Raw genomic sequence first — 15,957 nt, 5'->3', positions numbered from 1 at the left:
TCGAGCGCATTTGAGCCAAATAAGCCGAAAATTTGAGCCGAATTCGAGGCTTATTTTTGAATGATTTTTCAAATCCGCTGCCTACACCCGGCGCTCTGATCAGGCGGCGGGATGGCGGCATGTTGAATTCTAGTGTGATGGTGTCACGAGCCGGTATCGAACTCAGCCTTGGGGCGGTGAGCGGCGATCTTGGCAAACTCCTCGCGCACTGCATGAAGTCATGCATAGACCGGCAGATTACGGGGGCGCTGGTCTGGGACTCCGGGTATTTCCTGACGGTACTGGAGGGCGAGCCCGTAGAGCTCGATGCTTTCACGGGCAGCCTTCGCACCGACCACCGCTTCGGCGAACTGCGCGCGCTGGAAAGCGTCCCCGTCGAGGGCCGGGAATACCTCAGCTGGGCCGTTGGGGCGGTCCGGCCGGAGTCCACGCCATCCCTCCTGGTCAAAAAGCTTCAAACACTTGTCCCGACCGCCGCGGAGGTGCGGGCCTATGTCCGCACCTCCATCCAGAACGGTGTCTTGGCGGAAACCCCGCCCCTCGTGGTCAGGGCGGTCTAGTTCCGCATCGAGGCCACAATGGCCCGGGTCATGTCGAAGGCACCGGCGCTGATGTAATTGGTGGCGCCGAAGCGGACGATGACCAGTTCCTGCTCCGGCAGCACCATGGCCAGCTGGATCTGGAACCCATTCATGAAATAGGTGCCCTCGGGCAGGTTGTCGCCCTCCGTGGCGAGCCAGAAGCCGATGCCATAGGCCCCGTTGGAGCCATCAGTCGGGGTCGTGGCCCGTTCGACCCAGCCTTCCGGCAGGATGCGTTCACCCTCCCATACGCCATCATCGAGATAGAGCTGCGCCAGGCGGGCCCAGTCATGCGTGGTGGCATACATGTAGGAGGAGCCGACCAGCGTGCCGGCTTCATCGGGTTCGATGATCGCGGAATAGACCCCGATCGGCTCGAAAATCTCCGCCCGGACTGCCGCAAGCTGGTCCATCAGCGACGTGCCGAGCTCGGCCTGCAGGGCATTCATCGCCAGATTGGTCTGGCCGCTCATGTATTCCCAATGCTCGCCCGGCTCGGCGAACTGCCGGCGGGTGGCAGAAAAGCGCGCCATGTCGCTCGCCGTGAAGAGCTGCTGGGAATTGGGATCCATGCCGTTGTTTTCTTCATGGATGGCCAGCCCGCCCGTCATGCGCAGCAGGTGTTCCAGCGTGATGTCCCCATGGCCTTCCGGGGCGAGTGCCGGGACGGCGTTCTGCGCGGTGATGTCGATGCGGCCGTCCTGTTCCAGCGCACCGGCGAGGGTGGCGGTGATGGATTTGGTCATCGACCAGCCGAGGAAGCGCGTCTCGCGGCTCGCGGCGGGCGCATAATGTTCGGCAACGAGCCGGCCCTGGTGCAGCACGGCGACGCCGAGCGTATTGCGGCGGTCGGCTTGCGGGGCATCAAAACCGCCGAGAACCGCCGCTTCCAGTGCCGCGGCATCGAAATGCGCATCGCGATGCACGGTGTCGAGTTCGAGCGGCTGGAAGTCCTGTCGCGGCAGCAGTGCCAGGTCGCTGTCGAACTGGCCTCGGCGATGCACCAGCGTGCAGCCCAGACCGTCGCGATAGGCGGCATGCTGGCGGTAGAACAGGCCCAGGATATTGGTCGAGACGGTCTGCCGATCATAATCGATATCGGCATTGATGAAGCCCGCGGCCTCACCCATCAGCGGATCAAGATAGATCGATCGGGCATAGTCCGCCTCCAGCCCGGAGACGAAGACCATCGAACACAGCTGTTTCGCCGTCATCCCGGTTCCGGAAGGCAGGTAGATCCGCCCGACCTTGGAAACATTCAGCGCCACAATGGCGGCCAGCACGAGTGCAGCGGTTATACCGCCAATCCAACGCAACATGGTCAGCCTCCTAGCCGAATTTCGAGAAGTCGGGCTTGCGGCGCTCCATGAAGGCGGCAGCCGCCTCCGCGAACTCTTCCGAACGCAGGAGCTCGGCAAACATGCCGCCTTCCTTGGTGATGCGGTCCGTGATGTCTTCCGGCGGACGCTTCATCAGTGCCTTGGCCGTGCGCAGCGAGCCTGGCGCCTTGGCGGCGAGACTGCGCGCGGCGATACGGGCGGTTTCCTCGAGCGCATCGGCAGCCGTGGTGCCGTTGACGAGGCCGGTCTGATAGGCGCGGTCGGCGCCCCAGGTATTGCCCAGCATCAGGAGTTCTGCCGCGACGGCGTGACCGAGATATTGCGGCATGATCTGGCTGGAGCCGAATTCCGGCGCCAGGGCGAGATCGACAAACGGCGTCTTGAAGGTCGAGCGGTTGGAGCAATAGATGATGTCGCAATGCAGCAGCATGGTGACGCCAATGCCAATGGCCAGACCGTCAACAGCGGCCACAACGGGCTTCTTGGCGCTGAACAGCGCGCGCATGAAGCGCTCGACTGGCGGAAGATTACCCCCTCCGACATGCGGCGGACGTTCCATGAAGTCGACGATATCATTGCCGGCAGTAAAGACGCCGTCGGATCCGGCGATAATGAAGACCTTGATCGACGAATCCTCGTCGCCGCTTTCCAGTGCCTCGGCAGCAGCGGAATACATGGCCCGCGTCAGGGCATTCTTCTTGTCCGGACGGTTAAACCGGATGGTGCGGATCCCTTCCGCATCTTCGACCAAAACCAAATCGCTCACACGAGCCTCCATTCTTATTTGGAGGCGACGTTAATGCGATCAGGCGTCCACGGCTAGATTGGTCAGGACCCGGTGCAGCATATCGCTGTCCTCGTCACCCAGTCGCGTCTCCAGCTCGTTATTCATGTCCCGGAAGACGTGCTCGGCGGCATCGCCCATTGCCCGGCCCTTTTCGGTCAGGGAGACAATGGCGGAACGCTTGTCTGTGGGCGAGGCGGCCTTGGACACCAGGTCGAGCGCGGCCATGCGATTGATCAGACCGGTCACGGCAGGCGGGTTGAGTGACAGCATGTCACCGATTTCGCCCATGCGGCGCTCACCGCGGCGCGCCAGCAGGAAAAGCACGGCGGCCTGCGCGGAGGTCACGCCCGCTTCGGCCTTGAGACGCGCATCCATATCGCGATTAAGGCGGCGAGCGGCGATTTCGAGCAGCAGGAACAGACGGCGGTCTACGGCACGAACACGGGCCATGGGCTTCTCCTCGGATAATCGGTGAATGGGACGCTACGCCACGCCGGGCCGACATCGGGACCGGGCATCTAGTGTCGTATAAATACGTTTCGTGTGCAAACTTTTTCTGGGAAAATTCCGGATTCATACCGGCTTGGACACTCAAGCGCGCTTGTATTGCCAGACCTTGGCCTGACGGATTTCACGGTCTTCAAGATCGCGTGTCACCGCTACGGAATACTCGGCCAGCCGATCGAGCTTCCCGGTTGGCAGAAAGGCCCGGCCGGGATCACCGATGAGAACGCGGGCGCCGCGTTTGGCGAGGCGCTCCAGCCAGCCGCCGAGCTGCTGCGCCAGTGCCTCTTCGTAAAAGACATCGCCGGCCAGAACCACATCCCAGCCCTCATCGCGACCGGCAATGTCGCCGAGCACCGTCTCGATGTCGTAGCCATTCACGCGCGCATTGGCTTCACAGGCCGCGATCGCAAACGCGTCCAGTTCGCTGGCGATGACCTGTTCGGCGCCGGCCCGGGCGGCGCAGAGGCCGGCAATGGCACCACCGGCAGCAAAGTCGAGCACGCGCTTGTCGGCGACGATGTCCGGATTGTCCAGCACATAGCGGCCAAGCGCCTGTCCGCCGGCCCAGGCGAAGGCCCAGAAGGGCGGCGGCAGGCCCATATCGCCGAGGGCCTCCTCGGTCTGCTGCCAGATGTCCGCGTTCTCTGTCGCGAGGTGCAGCTGAATCTCCGGAACCAGCGGCGGCGCCATGAGGGCGGTGTGCGCAGCAATGAAAGCGGCCGGCTCGGCCGGGTCGATCATGACAGCAGGGCTGCGGCAGCGAAGGTCGCCACCAGCAAGAGCCCGGTTGTCCGGTTGGATTTGAAGATGTCCAGGCACAGCATCCCGTCGGCGGGGTCGAGGCGGCGGATCTGGTTGAACAGGTGCGCCGAGAACAGGGCGAACGGGATCACCGCGAAGGGCGAGGCGGCCTGCAGGTAGAGCGTCAGCCCCGCCAGGACCGCGGTGACCAGGTAGAATCCGCTGATCCAGTAGGGCGAGTGTTCGCCGAACAGGCGCGCGGTCGAGCGCACGCCAACCAGAGCATCGTCTTCGCTGTCCTGGTGGGCGTAGATCGTGTCATAGCCCAGCGTCCAGAAGATCATGGCGCCATAAAGCGCGAAGAGGCCCGGTTCGAAGCTGCCCGAGGCCGCAACCCAGGCGACCGGAACACCCCAGTTGAAGGTCAGCCCGAGCCAGGCCTGTGGCCACCAGGTGATCCGCTTCATGAAGGGATAGGCTGCAACGAGGAGCAGGGCGGCCAGGCCGGTCAGGATGGCGATCAGCGGCAATTGGATGAGAACAAGCAGCCCGGCCAGGCTTTGCAGGCCGAGAAAACCCCAGGCCTGTTTCAGCGTAACAGTCCCGGCCGCCAGCGGCCGGTCCGCCGTACGGGCGACCCGGGCGTCGAGGTCACGGTCGATGATGTCATTATAGGTGCAACCTGCCCCGCGCATGGCAATGGCACCGACGGCGAACAGGAGGGCGTAATAGAGATCGCCCAGGCCCAGCCCACTGCCGATATTGGCCGCGACCAGCCCCATCCAGCATGGCAGGGCGAGCAGCCAGAAGCCGATCGGGCGGTCATAGCGCGCCAGGCGCAGATAGGGACGGATGGCCAGCGGCGCGCGATCCACCCAGGTCTGGGGCAGGGAATCGGCAACACGGCGGTCGAAGTTCAATTGCATACGATCCCCTTTTGCACCGGGCTGCGGCCAATTCAAGGCATGCTTGACGCGGCGATGCAGCACACGGCAAAGCAGAAGGCATGACAACCGATCCGCGCCTTTATCTCGATCTCGACCTTGCCTCCGGTGCCCGCCTGCCTCTGGGCAAGGAAGAAAGCCATTATCTGATCAATGTCATGCGCCGCTCGGCCGGCGATACGGTCCGGCTCTTCAACGGCCGCGACGGGGAGTGGCAGGCCGAGATTGCCGATGCCAACAAGAAGCACGCTGTCCTCGATCTTGTTGAACAGACACGCGAGCAGGCGGGCGTACCCGATCTCGAGCTCCTCTTCGCCCCGGTCAAGCGGGCCAAGACGGACCTCATTGTCGAGAAAGCCACCGAGCTGGGCGTCAAACGCATCCGCCCGGTGACCACGACCCACACCCAGTCCGAACGCATCAATGAGGAGCGCTTCCGGTCGATTGCCCGCGAAGCGGCTGAGCAGACCGAACGCCTCGACCTGCCCGAGATTGCCGCGCTGGAAAAACTCGATCGCGTGCTCGACGGTTGGGATGCCTCCCGCACCCTGATCTATTGTGATGAAGCGGGAGATGACGGCGCGCGGCCCTGGGGAGGCGATGCAGGCCGCGCTGCGGCCATGCGCGACATGCTCGGCGGGCCGGGGCCGGCGGCGATCCTGATTGGTCCGGAAGGCGGGTTCTCAGCCGAGGAGCGCGACCGTCTGCGCCAGCTCGACTTTGTGCGCCCGGTCTCGCTGGGGCCGCGCATATTGCGCGCCGAGACGGCGGCGATTGCGGCGCTGACCCTGTGGCAGAGCGCCTGCGGCGATTGGAGCTGACGCTCACGAGGGCGTGATTCTCACACCTGAACCCTTGTTCAATACGCCACACCCACATATCTGTTGCGGAAATTCGGATTGGCGGGGGCTCAATGAGCGGCACGTATAATCAGGGCGGCGAAGGCGCGCCTATCGAGAATCTCGAACAGCTGAGCGCTTATCTGGCCAAGGGCTGCAAGCCGGAAAGCGATTTCCGTATCGGCACTGAGCACGAGAAATTCGGTTTCGCCCTCAATGATCACACCCCGCTCGCCTATGACGGTGACGGTCCCACGGTTCTGAAAATGCTGCAGGGTCTGCAGCGCTTCGGTTGGGATGCGATTGTCGAAGCCGGTTACATCGTGGCGCTCAAGCGCGACGGCGCCTCGATCACGCTGGAGCCGGGCGGGCAGTTTGAACTCTCCGGCGCGCCGCTGGAAAACGTGCACCAGACCTGTGGCGAGGTGAACAAGCATTTGCGCGAAGTGCGTGAGGTGGCCGACGAGATCGGCGCCGGTTTCCTCGGCCTCGGCTTCTCGCCGAAATGGTCGCTGGAAGAAACTCCGATGATGCCCAAGGCCCGCTACGGGCTGATGAAGGCCTACATGCCCAAGGTCGGTACGCTGGGTCATCAGATGATGTTCCGCTCGGCCACGGTGCAGACCAATCTCGACTTCTCCGATGAAGCCGATATGGCGAAGAAGTTCCGCGTTTCCCTGGCCCTGCAGCCGGTCGCGACGGCGCTGTTCGCCAATTCGCCCTTTGCCGACAAGGGGCTGAACGGTTTCCTCTCCTATCGCGCTCATATCTGGACCGATACCGACCGCCACCGCACCGGCATGCTGCCCTTCGTCTTCGAGGACGGCTTCGGCTTTGAGAATTACGTCAACTGGGCGCTCGACGTGCCGATGTATTTCGTCAAGCGCAAGGGCGCGTATCTCGACGCGACGGGCCTGAATTTCCGCGATTTCCTCGAGGGCAAGCTGGACATCCTGCCGGGCGAGAAGCCGGTGATCAGCGATTGGGAAGACCATCTCTCCACGCTGTTCCCGGAAGTGCGCCTCAAGACCTTCTTGGAAATGCGCGGCGCCGATAGTGGTGCCTGGGACAGCCTGTGCGCCCTGCCGGCCTTCTGGGTCGGTCTGATGTATGACGGCTCCGCTCTCGATGCAGCCTGGGATCTGGTCAAGGGATGGAATGCGGACGAGCGTGAACAACTGCGTATCGATGCGGCGAAGCTCGGTCTCAAGGCCCCGGCGCCCGGCGGCGGCACGATGCAGGAACTGGCCCGCCAGGTGCTGAAGATTTCCCGCTCGGGCCTTAATGCCCGCGCCCGGCTCAATGGCCATGGCGAGAATGAAGCCCTCTTCCTTGATGAGCTCGACGACATCGTCAAATCCGGCCGCACCCGGGCCGAGGATTTGATCGCTCGCTTCGAGGGCGAGTGGAACGGCTCGATCGAGCCGGTCTTCACCGAGTGCGCTTACTAGGCACGACAGATCACGCCGAATTCAATTTCCCCACAGCGCGTAAGGCTTGAGCTGGCCCGCCCCGCATGGTCAAGTGCGCGCGATTGAGTATCGCCCGCGCATGCGGGCATGGGGAGGAATTCGTGACAGATTCAACAACGACGCCGGACCAGGCGCCGCAACCGGAAGAGAAGCGGGATACGTCCTTCTTCGGCCACCCGCGAGGCTTGGCCATCCTATTCCTGACCGAGATGTGGGAGCGCTTCTCCTATTATGGGATGCGCGGGCTGCTGATCATTTACCTGACGCAGCATTTCCTGTTCTCGGACTCGCAGTCGACGTTGATCTACGGCGCCTATACGGCCCTGGTTTACGTCATGACGATCATCGGCGGGACACTCGCCGACCGATATCTCGGGCAGCGCAAGGCGGTGACCTATGGTGCCATACTGCTGGTGCTCGGGCATGGCTTGATGGCGTTCGAGGGGTCCGGGTCGCAACAGATCTACACCTATGAAGGTGCGGAGTATCAGATCGCGCTTGATGGACGTGGTTCCGGTGAGAATGTGAACCAGATCCTCATCGGCGAAGCCGGTCAGTCGGTCATGAGCTTTGCTGAAGGCGGGACGCAGATCGTGCTGGAGCAGCCGGAAGCCCTCGGCCTGCCGGCCACCTTGCCCTTCTCGGAAGATATGACCCGCGTCGAGCAGGAGGAGCTCTACGTCAATATTCTCTATCTGGCGCTGGCTCTCATTATTGCCGGTGTCGGCTTCCTCAAGGCGAATATCTCCACCATTGTAGGTACGCTGTACGGGTTGGGTGATACGCGTCGGGATTCCGGCTTCACCATCTTTTACATGGGCATCAATATCGGGGCCTTCCTAGCTTCGGTCATCATTGGCTATATCGGTATTGCCTATGGCTGGAAGTATGGTTTCGGCCTTGCCGGCATCGGCATGGTCGCGGGCCTGCTGACCTTCCTGTTCTTCCAGGGCTGGCTGGAAGGCCGCGCCGAACCGCCGAATCCGGAGAAGCTGAAAGAGAAGGTCTTCGGCCCGATCAATGTCGAGATGGCGTGCTACCTTGCCGGTCTGGCCATTGTTGCCACCGCCATGATTGCGGTGATGAACCCGGAATATATGGGTGGCGTTCTGGGCCCGCTTGGCCTGATCATGCTGCTCTTCCTGGTCGGCTATGCCACGTTCAAGACCAAGGGTGCGGAACGCGGCCAGATGTTCGCGGCGATCTACTTCGTCCTGGCGCAGATCCCGTTCTGGGCCCTGTTCGAGCAGGCGGGGTCTTCCCTGAACCTGTTCACCGATCGTCTGGTGGATCGCACCATGTTCGGCTGGGAAGTGCCGGCGCCGATCTTCCAGAGCTTGAATGCCGGTTTCATCTTCCTGTTTGCGCCTCTGATGGCCTGGCTCTGGATCTCGCTGGCCAAGAAAGGGCGTAACCCGTCCACGCCAGTGAAATTCGCCCTGGGTGTCTTCATGGCGGGGCTGGGTTTCTATGCCCTGGTCTTCGGCATGGGGCTGTCCGGTGAGGCGGGCCTGACCGCGGTCTACTTCGTGTTCCTGATCTACTGGATCCATACCATGGGTGAGCTGATGCTTTCCCCGGTCGGTCTGTCAGCTGTGACCAAGCTGGCCCCGGCCCGCGTGGTGGGCATGACGATGGGCGCCTGGTTCCTATATTCCGGCCTGTCCAACTTCCTGGCGGGTATTATCGCCTCGACCACCGGTGCCGAGACGATTGGTGGTCAGCTGACGGATGTCGCGGCTGCCAAGGCAGGTTATACCGAGGTCTATTCCCAGGTGGGCCTGATCGCCATGGCGATTGCGGTCGGCATGCTGATTATCGCGCCGCTGATCAAGAAGCTGATGGGCGATGCGGAGAAAACCATGGTGCCGCATCCGCGTGAGACCGAGGCGGGCGGTTCCTCCATTGACCGCTCCTCTGACGCGTCGTAAGCGCGCCCACAACACCCAAACAGGAAGGCCGCGGAGCATGTGCTCCGCGGCCTTTTGCCTTCTCTGGCGCTCTAATCAGGCAGGCTGATCGCCGAAGCGCCTGTCCCACTGCACGCGCTGGTCGCAGACATCCTGGTCACGGACGGCGGAGATCTCTACTGCGCCGCTCTCCTTGTCGAGCGTCATCTCGATATAGGGCAGTAGGTCCATGCCGATGAGAATGGCGGGTTCATCGTCCCAGCCCAGGGCATCGAAAATATCCAGGTCCGCATGCAAGGCCGACTGCCGGCCGAGGCACACCCCGCCGACGCGCAGATTGCGCAGCACAACCGGCGCGGCCTGCTCGTTGCGCAGACCGTCAACGCCGGTGATCGTGCGCAATTGCACGCCGCCGGAGGAGAGGGCCTGTTTCAGTTCATTATTGACCAGCGTGACGGGTGAGCCGCTGTCGATCAGCACGCGGGCATAACGCCGCGGCGCGCCCACGCGGGCGGCGGCGAAGATGAGCTGGCGGTCCGGGGCGATGCGGGCATCGGTGTGCTCGACGGTCTGTTCGCCCAGTACCAGCTCGCCGGTATCGAAATTGATCCGCAGATCGTGTTCGGCGAAGGCGTCATAGCCGAGTAGGCCAGCGGCGATGCTTGGCCCTTCCGGCGGCACGGGTACGACGACCATGTTGATGTCCTGCAGCGGCTGGCCGGCGATCGACATGTCACGGGTCCAGAACCGTTCCGCATCATACATGCGGGTCAGGGTCTGGACCGGGTCAAGCTCCGGCGCAAGCGCTTGCCGGGCTGAGACGAAGCCGAGCTCCTCGGCAATGGTCTGGGCGATGGCCGAGTGGCTCGCCCCGGTGTCAAGAATCCAGTTCATTGGCTCGCCGTCACCGATGCTCACCGGCAGTGCCAGGAATGTATCAGCGACGCGGTGCATCTGCAGCGTCTGCGGCGGATCCGGGAGCTCGACATCCTGAGCCAGGAGCGGGGCTGCGGTGAGGGACAGGAACAGGGCTGCGGTCGCACTAGAGCGCAGTAGGTTTTGAAGCATAAGGCCTCCTTGCCTGCATCACGCCCGCTGATCGCGGTACGGCGCAGTGCATTTAATTGGCGTTTCCATCGTTCAAACGGATAACGCCACGCCCCAGCACTCCAAACTTAGCATGATCATCCGCGAATTCCTATGGCGTTGAACAAATCAACGCCATAGGTCCGCAGATTGAGTTAGAACGTGCCGCGCGCACGAATATAGGCCGTGTCACCCATCGAAGCGTTCTGATACTCGATGGCGTCGATGATGCCGTTGGCGCGCGAACCGTCATAGAAGATGCGTTCGCGGTCATCGCCGTTGTTGATGACGCCATCGATGCCGGCGCGGATGGTGACACCCCAATAGCGTGTTGTTTCGACATAGATGTCCAGATCGCCATCGGTGAAGCCCTGCTGGCGGAATTCCTGGGCCCGATAAATCTCGCCATTGGAGAGCCAGAAATAATCCCAGCCCCAGGCCATCTGGGCCTCCGGGAAGGTCTGGCGATAATCCAGCCGCAACTCCCATTCGCGATAGCCGGACCAGGGCCGGTTCTCGAAGGTGAGCGGATCTTCGACGTCCGTATTATACCATTCCAGGAAGGCATCGAGCACGGCATTGTTGAGGCCGAAACGGTCGAGCGGTGCGGTCAGATTGGCGGTGACGCGCAGATTGGTGCCATCACCGATATTGCCCGGTGCGTCAAAGACCTGCCCGCCGGACATGATCGGGATAAAGTCGTCGAGATCCTGGACCCAGTCGTGACCGACGACGAGGGAGAAGGAGCCGTCACCAAAACGGCGCTCCCATTCCGCCTCGAGCGTCCAGGTGCGCTGGGGCACATAGTCCGGATTGCCCAGCACCGAGTTATTGTCGGTCAAGTCGATGGAGCTGGCGAATTTGCCGAAGCTGAGCTGGGCGACATCGCGGCGCGCCGAGACGCGGAAACGGTTCTCGTCATCATGACGCCAGGTCAGCGTCACTGACGGTTTGGCATAGGTGAAGGAGCGCGACTGTTCTGCATCCCCGGTCTGCTCGATCTCGGAGAATTCATAGCGCAAGCCGGTTTCCAGGCTGAGCCGGTCGCTCACCGACCAGACATGATTGGCAAACAGCTCGCTGCGGGTTTCCTCGACCCGAGTGTCGGAGACCGGGACATTGATCGGCGTGATCGTGGTGCCGTCATCATCGAACAGGAAGAAGGCCGTATCGCGGGCATTGATCGCGGTTTCGGCGCCGAATTCGACGCTGTGTCGTGCGTTCGGGGTCCAGGATACGGTCGAACGCAGTGCGGTTTCCTCGTATTCGCCATTGGCCTCGAAAATCATCGCGCCGACAAAGCCGGTGCCCGGGGTGAAGGTCTCGAAGGCTTCCGGGCCGTCATCCCATTGCTCGCGGCTGATCAGGCCGATGGTTTCCAGCGAGAGCTGATCGGTCAGCTCGTACGTATGTGTGGCCGTGGCCGACCAGCTATTGCCGTTATTATCGGTCGCGTTCTGCTCGAAGCGCAGCGGATCCCCGGCAGAATCATCGATGAAGGAGCGCTGGGTGCGGCGCCACTCCCACCAATTTGCGCGGGCATCGAAAAGGATGTTGGAGCGATCGGACAGCGGATAGTTGAGCGTGAAAGTCGGGGTGATCTCCTGGTAGTGACGCTGGTCATTGTCGAAACGGCGCTCGGCCAGCGTATTGCCGCCACCGGTCCACAATTCCTCGCGGCGGCGCACCCGGTTGCCCATCCAACCGGCATCGATCCCGGCCGTGATTTCACCGGCCCCGACGCGCATGGTGTAGGACGCATCGACGCCCGGACCAACGCGGTTGGCGTCAGACAGGCGAGCGACTACCGAATAACTGCCGGAATTGCCCGCACCTTCGCGCAGGATCACATTCACCAGACGTGCATGGCCGCGCATGTCGTATTGCGGCAGGGCTTCCTGGACCAGTTCGATACGCTCGACATCGGCCATCGGAATACGCTGCAACACGGTCTGCAGGGACAGTGATTTGTTCGACGGGCGTGCGCCATTGATCAGGAGATTGCCGAAACTGTCCGCCAGGCCGCGTCGGCCTTCATCGCCCCCGGACAGGGAAAATCCGGGTACACGCTGAACCATGTCCAAGGCGGTGACGGGTGAATAGGTCTGGAAGAAAGCGGCCGCATAGACGGCGACGCCATTGCTCGTTGCCACATGGCTGGCCGCAACGGTCGCACAGCCGCCAATGGCTGCCGCCAGGCAGTCCGCGGCGATCTCCGTCTGTAAAGCTGATGCCGGTGTTCCGATTGCCGTCATCAGAGCGGTGCAAGCCACCGCGTTGAGATAAAACCCTCGCATGAAATCCCCAGGGTGCTCTGCCCGCCCAACATTCCCGGGAAGAGGGATAATCCAGCGCAGCCGGAATTAATATGTAACCTTCCGTAACAAGGGTCACAGCCGCGTGAGAGGTGTTAGCGATCGGTAATGTAAGGCGTTAGCCGCCGGCGCCACCGACGGTCAGGCCGGCGATCTTCAGGCTCGGCTGACCCACGCCAACCGGTACGCCCTGACCGGCCTTGCCACACACGCCGACACCGGGGTCCATCTCGAAATCATCGCCGATCATGGTGATCTGGGTCAGAGCGCTGGGGCCATCGCCGATCAGTGTCGCGCCTTTGACCGGCGCCTCGATCTTGCCGTCGATGACGCGATAGGCCTCGGTGCACTGGAAGACGAACTTGCCGGAGGTAATGTCGACCTGTCCGCCCCCGAAGTTCACGGCGTAGATACCGTCCTTCAGGCTTTCAACCATTTCCTCGCGCTTGTGCGAGCCGCCGAGCATATAGGTATTGGTCATGCGCGGCAGCGGTGCGTGGGCGAAGGACTGGCGCCGTCCATTGCCGGTCGGCTTCTGGCCCATCAGGCGGGCATTCATCCGGTCCTGCATATAGCCGACAAGAATGCCGTCCTCGATCAACACGGAGCGCTCGGTCGGCGTGCCTTCATCATCAATGGTCAGAGAGCCGCGGCGCTCCGGCATGGTGCCGTCATCGATCACCGTCACACCGTCGGCGGCCACCCGCTCGCCGATGCGGCCTGCGAAGGCGGAGGAACCCTTGCGGTTGAAATCGCCTTCCAGCCCGTGACCGACGGCTTCGTGCAGCAGAACGGCTGGCCAGCCGGCGCCGAGCACGACATCCATGACACCGGCTGGTGCGTCGACCGCGTCGAGATTCACACGGGCAATGCGCAGGGCTTCGTCCGCCAGGCCTTTCCAGGCCTCCGGCTTGATCCAGGCATCGAACAGGGCGCGTCCACCGGCGCCAGCGGAACCGGTTTCGCGGCGGCCATCGCGCTCGACGGTCACGGAGACATTGAGCCGGACCAGCGGGCGGATATCGGTTTTCATGTCGCCATCGGCGCGAATGATCGAGATCGCCCGGCGCGAACCGGCCAGGGAGGCGCTGACCTGGACGACGCTGGCATCCTTGGCGCGGCAATAGGCATCGATCTCCTGCAGCAGGGCGGATTTGACCTCGAAGCCCGGCGCGGCGACCGGATCGACGCTGTCATAAAGTTTGCGATTGGTGCCAGGCGGCGGTGGAGCCAATGTTGCCGGTGCACCGCGTTTGACCGCGCTGGCGGTTTCGGCGGCTCGCTTGACCGCATCCAGGGTCGGATCAGAGGAGTGGGCATAGCCGTAGGCTTCGCCGGCGACGCAGCGCAGACCGAAGCCGCGTTCGGCATCGAAGCTGGCGGACTTCAGCCGGCCGTCATCGAAGACCAGGGCTTCCGAGCTCGCCGTTTCCAGGAATAGCTCGCCATCATCGGCACCGTGCATGGCATCGGCCAGGACCGGGTGAACGCTGTCGGCGTCGAAATCGAACTGTTCGATCGGATCATCACTCATGGTTTCGGTCCCGGTCCTCGTGTTTGCGTTTGTTGCATAAAGACATAGTGGAGCCCGGGGCCAGAGGAAACTCGCTGGCGGCAGGAAAACTGCGAACCGTGTGGACGGGCCTAGCTGCCGTCTTGGGCAGAGAAGCGATCCATTTCGCGCTGGGCGAGGGGCCAGCCGGGGCGTTCTTCCAGGGCCCGGCTCAGTGCCCGATAGGCGCCGGGAAGGTCACCGAGGCGTTCCAGTACCATGGAACGGTTGAACCAGGCATCGGCGATATTGGCTTCATCTGCGTCGATCGCAATGCCGGTCTGGACCAGGGCGTCATCAAAGCGGCCGATGCGGATCAGGGCACTGGAGCGATTCACGGCGAGCGCGCTTCGCATCCCGATATTGAGCGCCTCGGCCTCGTCAAATGACGCCAGCGCGTCTTCATACTGTCCGCTGTGCAGCAGGATGATGCCCATGTTGATATGCGTCGCTGCCCGGTCCCGGCGCGGCAGCTGGCGGCGGTCGAGCGCCTGCTCGCAATCGGTCAGGGCATAGATGTCCGAGCGCGCCGAAACGGCAGATTGATAGCAGGATGCGGCGTGTGATTCGCCAAACACCGTGACTTGAGCGGCGGCCGGAGCCGAAATCATCGCGATCAGAGCCAGGATTGGGACATAAGGACGCATCATCGCCTCCAGGCAGGGGTCATCCGGGGTATTAAGTTAGCACACGAAACCGACCGGACCCAGCGCAAAGCGCTTTGGGTAAAGGCGAAACGCCTTGTCCTGATTAGTTTTCCGGGCATTTTTCGACGCTCTGCGATCCGTACTACAAAAAATACCGTAGATGACCTGACAGCAGGGAAGTCCGGCTCTATATTCCGCGCCAATCGGCAGGGGTGCCTGCCTTCACGCCTGACTTGTATGGGGAAGCCATGCGTCTTCTGACAGCCTTCGCGCTCACCGCCCTGACCTGGGCCATGATCTCTGACGGTGCTCTTGCGGCTCCGGTCTATGGACAGCCCACCGATGGTGCTCTCGGATTCCAGCCCGGTGTTACGCCGATCATGGACCGGGTGAATGATTTCCATAATCTGATGCTGTGGATCATCATCCCGATTACGCTCCTGGTCATGGGCCTGCTGGCCTATGTAATGATCCGCTACCGCCGTAGCGCCAATCCGGAGCCGAAGAAATTCAGCCACAACACCACGATCGAGGTGATCTGGACGGGTGTTCCGATCCTGATCCTGATCTTCATCTCCTTCTTCTCCTTCCCCATCCTCTACTTCCAGGACGAGATCCCGGAATCGGAGTTCACCATCAAGGCTGTCGGCTATCAGTGGTATTGGGGCTATGAGTATCCCGATCACGGTATCGAGGAATATGCCTCAACGATGGTCCCGGAAGCGGATCTGCGCCCGGACCAGCCGCGTAACCTGGCTGTCGACCAGCCGATCGTGATCCCGGTCAACACCACGGTCCGCCTGCAGGTCACCGCGGGCGACGTCATCCACAACTGGGCCATGCCGGCTTTCGGTTCGAAGATGGACGCCATCCCGGGCCGCATCAACGAGACCTGGTTCCGCGTTGACCGCGAAGGCGTCTATTACGGCCAGTGCTCCGAGCTCTGCGGCATCCGTCACGCCTTTATGCCGATCGAAGTTCATGTCGTGAGCCAGGACGTCTTCGATCGCTGGATCGAGCTGTCCTCCGAGGACCCGTACTCTTCGGACGCTTATCAACTGATCACCGAATATACCGCCGCGCGTGAAACGCGCCTGGCGCAGCTGGACTAAGGGAAGGGCCGAGCAATGGCTGACGCAGCAATGCACGACGATCACACCCCCAGCATGTGGGACTGGAAGCGGTGGGTTTACTCCACCAACCACAAAGACATCGGCACGATGTACCTGATCTTCG

The 15,957-nt window shown here is 62.3% G+C and carries 14 protein-coding genes; 5 read left to right on the top strand and 9 right to left on the bottom strand.

Annotated elements, in window-relative coordinates; genetic code table 11:
* The first annotated feature begins 119 nt into the window (after nt 1-119).
* Nucleotides 120-560, top strand: a complete 441-nt coding sequence (locus Q1V51_RS12145; RefSeq protein WP_300556717.1) for a BLUF domain-containing protein — start codon at nt 120-122, stop codon at nt 558-560.
* Here the strand turns inward: Q1V51_RS12145 and Q1V51_RS12140 are convergent.
* From Q1V51_RS12140 to ubiA, 5 genes are all read right to left on the bottom strand, one after another.
* Nucleotides 557-1,900, bottom strand: a complete 1,344-nt coding sequence (locus tag Q1V51_RS12140) for a serine hydrolase (protein WP_300556715.1) — start codon at nt 1,898-1,900, stop codon at nt 557-559. The genes Q1V51_RS12145 and Q1V51_RS12140 overlap by 4 nt on opposite strands.
* Nucleotides 1,901-1,910: 10 nt before the next feature.
* Nucleotides 1,911-2,687, bottom strand: coding sequence for an enoyl-CoA hydratase-related protein (locus tag Q1V51_RS12135; RefSeq protein ID WP_300556713.1), 777 nt, complete (start codon nt 2,685-2,687; stop codon nt 1,911-1,913).
* Between the two features lie 39 nt (nt 2,688-2,726).
* Nucleotides 2,727-3,158 (bottom strand): MarR family winged helix-turn-helix transcriptional regulator, encoded by a 432-nt coding sequence (locus tag Q1V51_RS12130; RefSeq protein ID WP_300556711.1) that lies wholly within the window; start codon nt 3,156-3,158, stop codon nt 2,727-2,729.
* A 141-nt stretch (nt 3,159-3,299) separates the two neighbouring features.
* On the bottom strand, nt 3,300-3,956 hold the full coding sequence (locus Q1V51_RS12125) for a 50S ribosomal protein L11 methyltransferase (RefSeq protein WP_300556709.1): 657 nt from the start codon (nt 3,954-3,956) through the stop codon (nt 3,300-3,302).
* Nucleotides 3,953-4,882 carry a 4-hydroxybenzoate octaprenyltransferase gene (gene ubiA, locus Q1V51_RS12120; RefSeq protein ID WP_300556707.1) on the bottom strand — a complete coding sequence of 310 codons (930 nt, stop codon included), beginning with the start codon at nt 4,880-4,882 and terminating at the stop codon, nt 3,953-3,955. The genes Q1V51_RS12125 and ubiA overlap by 4 nt, the downstream gene beginning before the upstream one ends.
* Nucleotides 4,883-4,962: 80 nt before the next feature.
* On the opposite strand from ubiA, the gene Q1V51_RS12115 reads away from it, so the two are divergent.
* The 3 genes from Q1V51_RS12115 (at nt 4,963) to Q1V51_RS12105 (ending at nt 9,142) form a co-directional block, all read left to right on the top strand.
* Nucleotides 4,963-5,721, top strand: a complete 759-nt coding sequence (locus tag Q1V51_RS12115) for a 16S rRNA (uracil(1498)-N(3))-methyltransferase (RefSeq protein WP_300556705.1) — start codon at nt 4,963-4,965, stop codon at nt 5,719-5,721.
* A 92-nt stretch (nt 5,722-5,813) separates the two neighbouring features.
* Nucleotides 5,814-7,190 carry a glutamate--cysteine ligase gene (locus Q1V51_RS12110; RefSeq protein WP_300556703.1) on the top strand — a complete coding sequence of 459 codons (1,377 nt, stop codon included), beginning with the start codon at nt 5,814-5,816 and terminating at the stop codon, nt 7,188-7,190.
* A gap of 122 nt (nt 7,191-7,312) precedes the next feature.
* Nucleotides 7,313-9,142: a peptide MFS transporter gene (locus Q1V51_RS12105; protein WP_300556701.1), complete on the top strand. Its 1,830-nt coding sequence runs from the start codon at nt 7,313-7,315 to the stop codon at nt 9,140-9,142.
* 75 nt (nt 9,143-9,217) lie between these two features.
* Here Q1V51_RS12105 and Q1V51_RS12100 read toward each other — a convergent pair whose 3' ends face one another.
* The 4 genes from Q1V51_RS12100 to Q1V51_RS12085 all read right to left on the bottom strand — a co-directional run bounded on the left by Q1V51_RS12100 (nt 9,218) and on the right by Q1V51_RS12085 (nt 14,721).
* The gene (locus tag Q1V51_RS12100) at nt 9,218-10,189 is read right to left on the bottom strand and encodes a pepsin/retropepsin-like aspartic protease family protein (RefSeq protein ID WP_300556699.1); all 972 of its coding nucleotides are present in this window, start codon (nt 10,187-10,189) and stop codon (nt 9,218-9,220) included.
* Nucleotides 10,190-10,362: 173 nt separating this feature from the next.
* Nucleotides 10,363-12,504 (bottom strand): TonB-dependent receptor, encoded by a 2,142-nt coding sequence (locus Q1V51_RS12095; protein ID WP_300556697.1) that lies wholly within the window; start codon nt 12,502-12,504, stop codon nt 10,363-10,365.
* Nucleotides 12,505-12,640: 136 nt separating this feature from the next.
* On the bottom strand, nt 12,641-14,056 hold the full coding sequence (gene tldD, locus Q1V51_RS12090) for a metalloprotease TldD (RefSeq protein WP_300556695.1): 1,416 nt from the start codon (nt 14,054-14,056) through the stop codon (nt 12,641-12,643).
* A gap of 110 nt (nt 14,057-14,166) precedes the next feature.
* Nucleotides 14,167-14,721: a tetratricopeptide repeat protein gene (locus Q1V51_RS12085; RefSeq protein ID WP_300556693.1), complete on the bottom strand. Its 555-nt coding sequence runs from the start codon at nt 14,719-14,721 to the stop codon at nt 14,167-14,169.
* A 248-nt stretch (nt 14,722-14,969) separates the two neighbouring features.
* On the opposite strand from Q1V51_RS12085, the gene coxB reads away from it, so the two are divergent.
* Nucleotides 14,970-15,833: a cytochrome c oxidase subunit II gene (coxB, locus tag Q1V51_RS12080; protein ID WP_300556691.1), complete on the top strand. Its 864-nt coding sequence runs from the start codon at nt 14,970-14,972 to the stop codon at nt 15,831-15,833.
* Nucleotides 15,834-15,957: the final 124 nt, after the last annotated feature.

Origin of the sequence: Maricaulis sp., from assembly GCF_030149235.1 — a bacterium.
Lineage (GTDB): Bacteria > Pseudomonadota > Alphaproteobacteria > Caulobacterales > Maricaulaceae > Maricaulis.
This window is presented reverse-complemented; position numbering and strand designations above follow the sequence as displayed.

What these genes read in the sequence shown, in the direction of transcription:
- Q1V51_RS12145 (WP_300556717.1), top strand. Translation starts at nt 120, where the DNA reads ATGTTGAATTCTAGTGTGATGGTGTCACGAGCCGGTATCGAACTCAGC.
- Q1V51_RS12140 (WP_300556715.1), bottom strand. Translation starts at nt 1,900, where the DNA reads ATGTTGCGTTGGATTGGCGGTATAACCGCTGCACTCGTGCTGGCCGCC.
- Q1V51_RS12130 (WP_300556711.1), bottom strand. Translation starts at nt 3,158, where the DNA reads ATGGCCCGTGTTCGTGCCGTAGACCGCCGTCTGTTCCTGCTGCTCGAA.
- Q1V51_RS12125 (WP_300556709.1), bottom strand. Translation starts at nt 3,956, where the DNA reads ATGATCGACCCGGCCGAGCCGGCCGCTTTCATTGCTGCGCACACCGCC.
- ubiA (WP_300556707.1), bottom strand. Translation starts at nt 4,882, where the DNA reads ATGCAATTGAACTTCGACCGCCGTGTTGCCGATTCCCTGCCCCAGACC.
- Q1V51_RS12115 (WP_300556705.1), top strand. Translation starts at nt 4,963, where the DNA reads ATGACAACCGATCCGCGCCTTTATCTCGATCTCGACCTTGCCTCCGGT.
- Q1V51_RS12110 (WP_300556703.1), top strand. Translation starts at nt 5,814, where the DNA reads ATGAGCGGCACGTATAATCAGGGCGGCGAAGGCGCGCCTATCGAGAAT.
- Q1V51_RS12100 (WP_300556699.1), bottom strand. Translation starts at nt 10,189, where the DNA reads ATGCTTCAAAACCTACTGCGCTCTAGTGCGACCGCAGCCCTGTTCCTG.
- Q1V51_RS12095 (WP_300556697.1), bottom strand. Translation starts at nt 12,504, where the DNA reads ATGCGAGGGTTTTATCTCAACGCGGTGGCTTGCACCGCTCTGATGACG.
- tldD (WP_300556695.1), bottom strand. Translation starts at nt 14,056, where the DNA reads ATGAGTGATGATCCGATCGAACAGTTCGATTTCGACGCCGACAGCGTT.
- Q1V51_RS12085 (WP_300556693.1), bottom strand. Translation starts at nt 14,721, where the DNA reads ATGCGTCCTTATGTCCCAATCCTGGCTCTGATCGCGATGATTTCGGCT.
- coxB (WP_300556691.1), top strand. Translation starts at nt 14,970, where the DNA reads ATGCGTCTTCTGACAGCCTTCGCGCTCACCGCCCTGACCTGGGCCATG.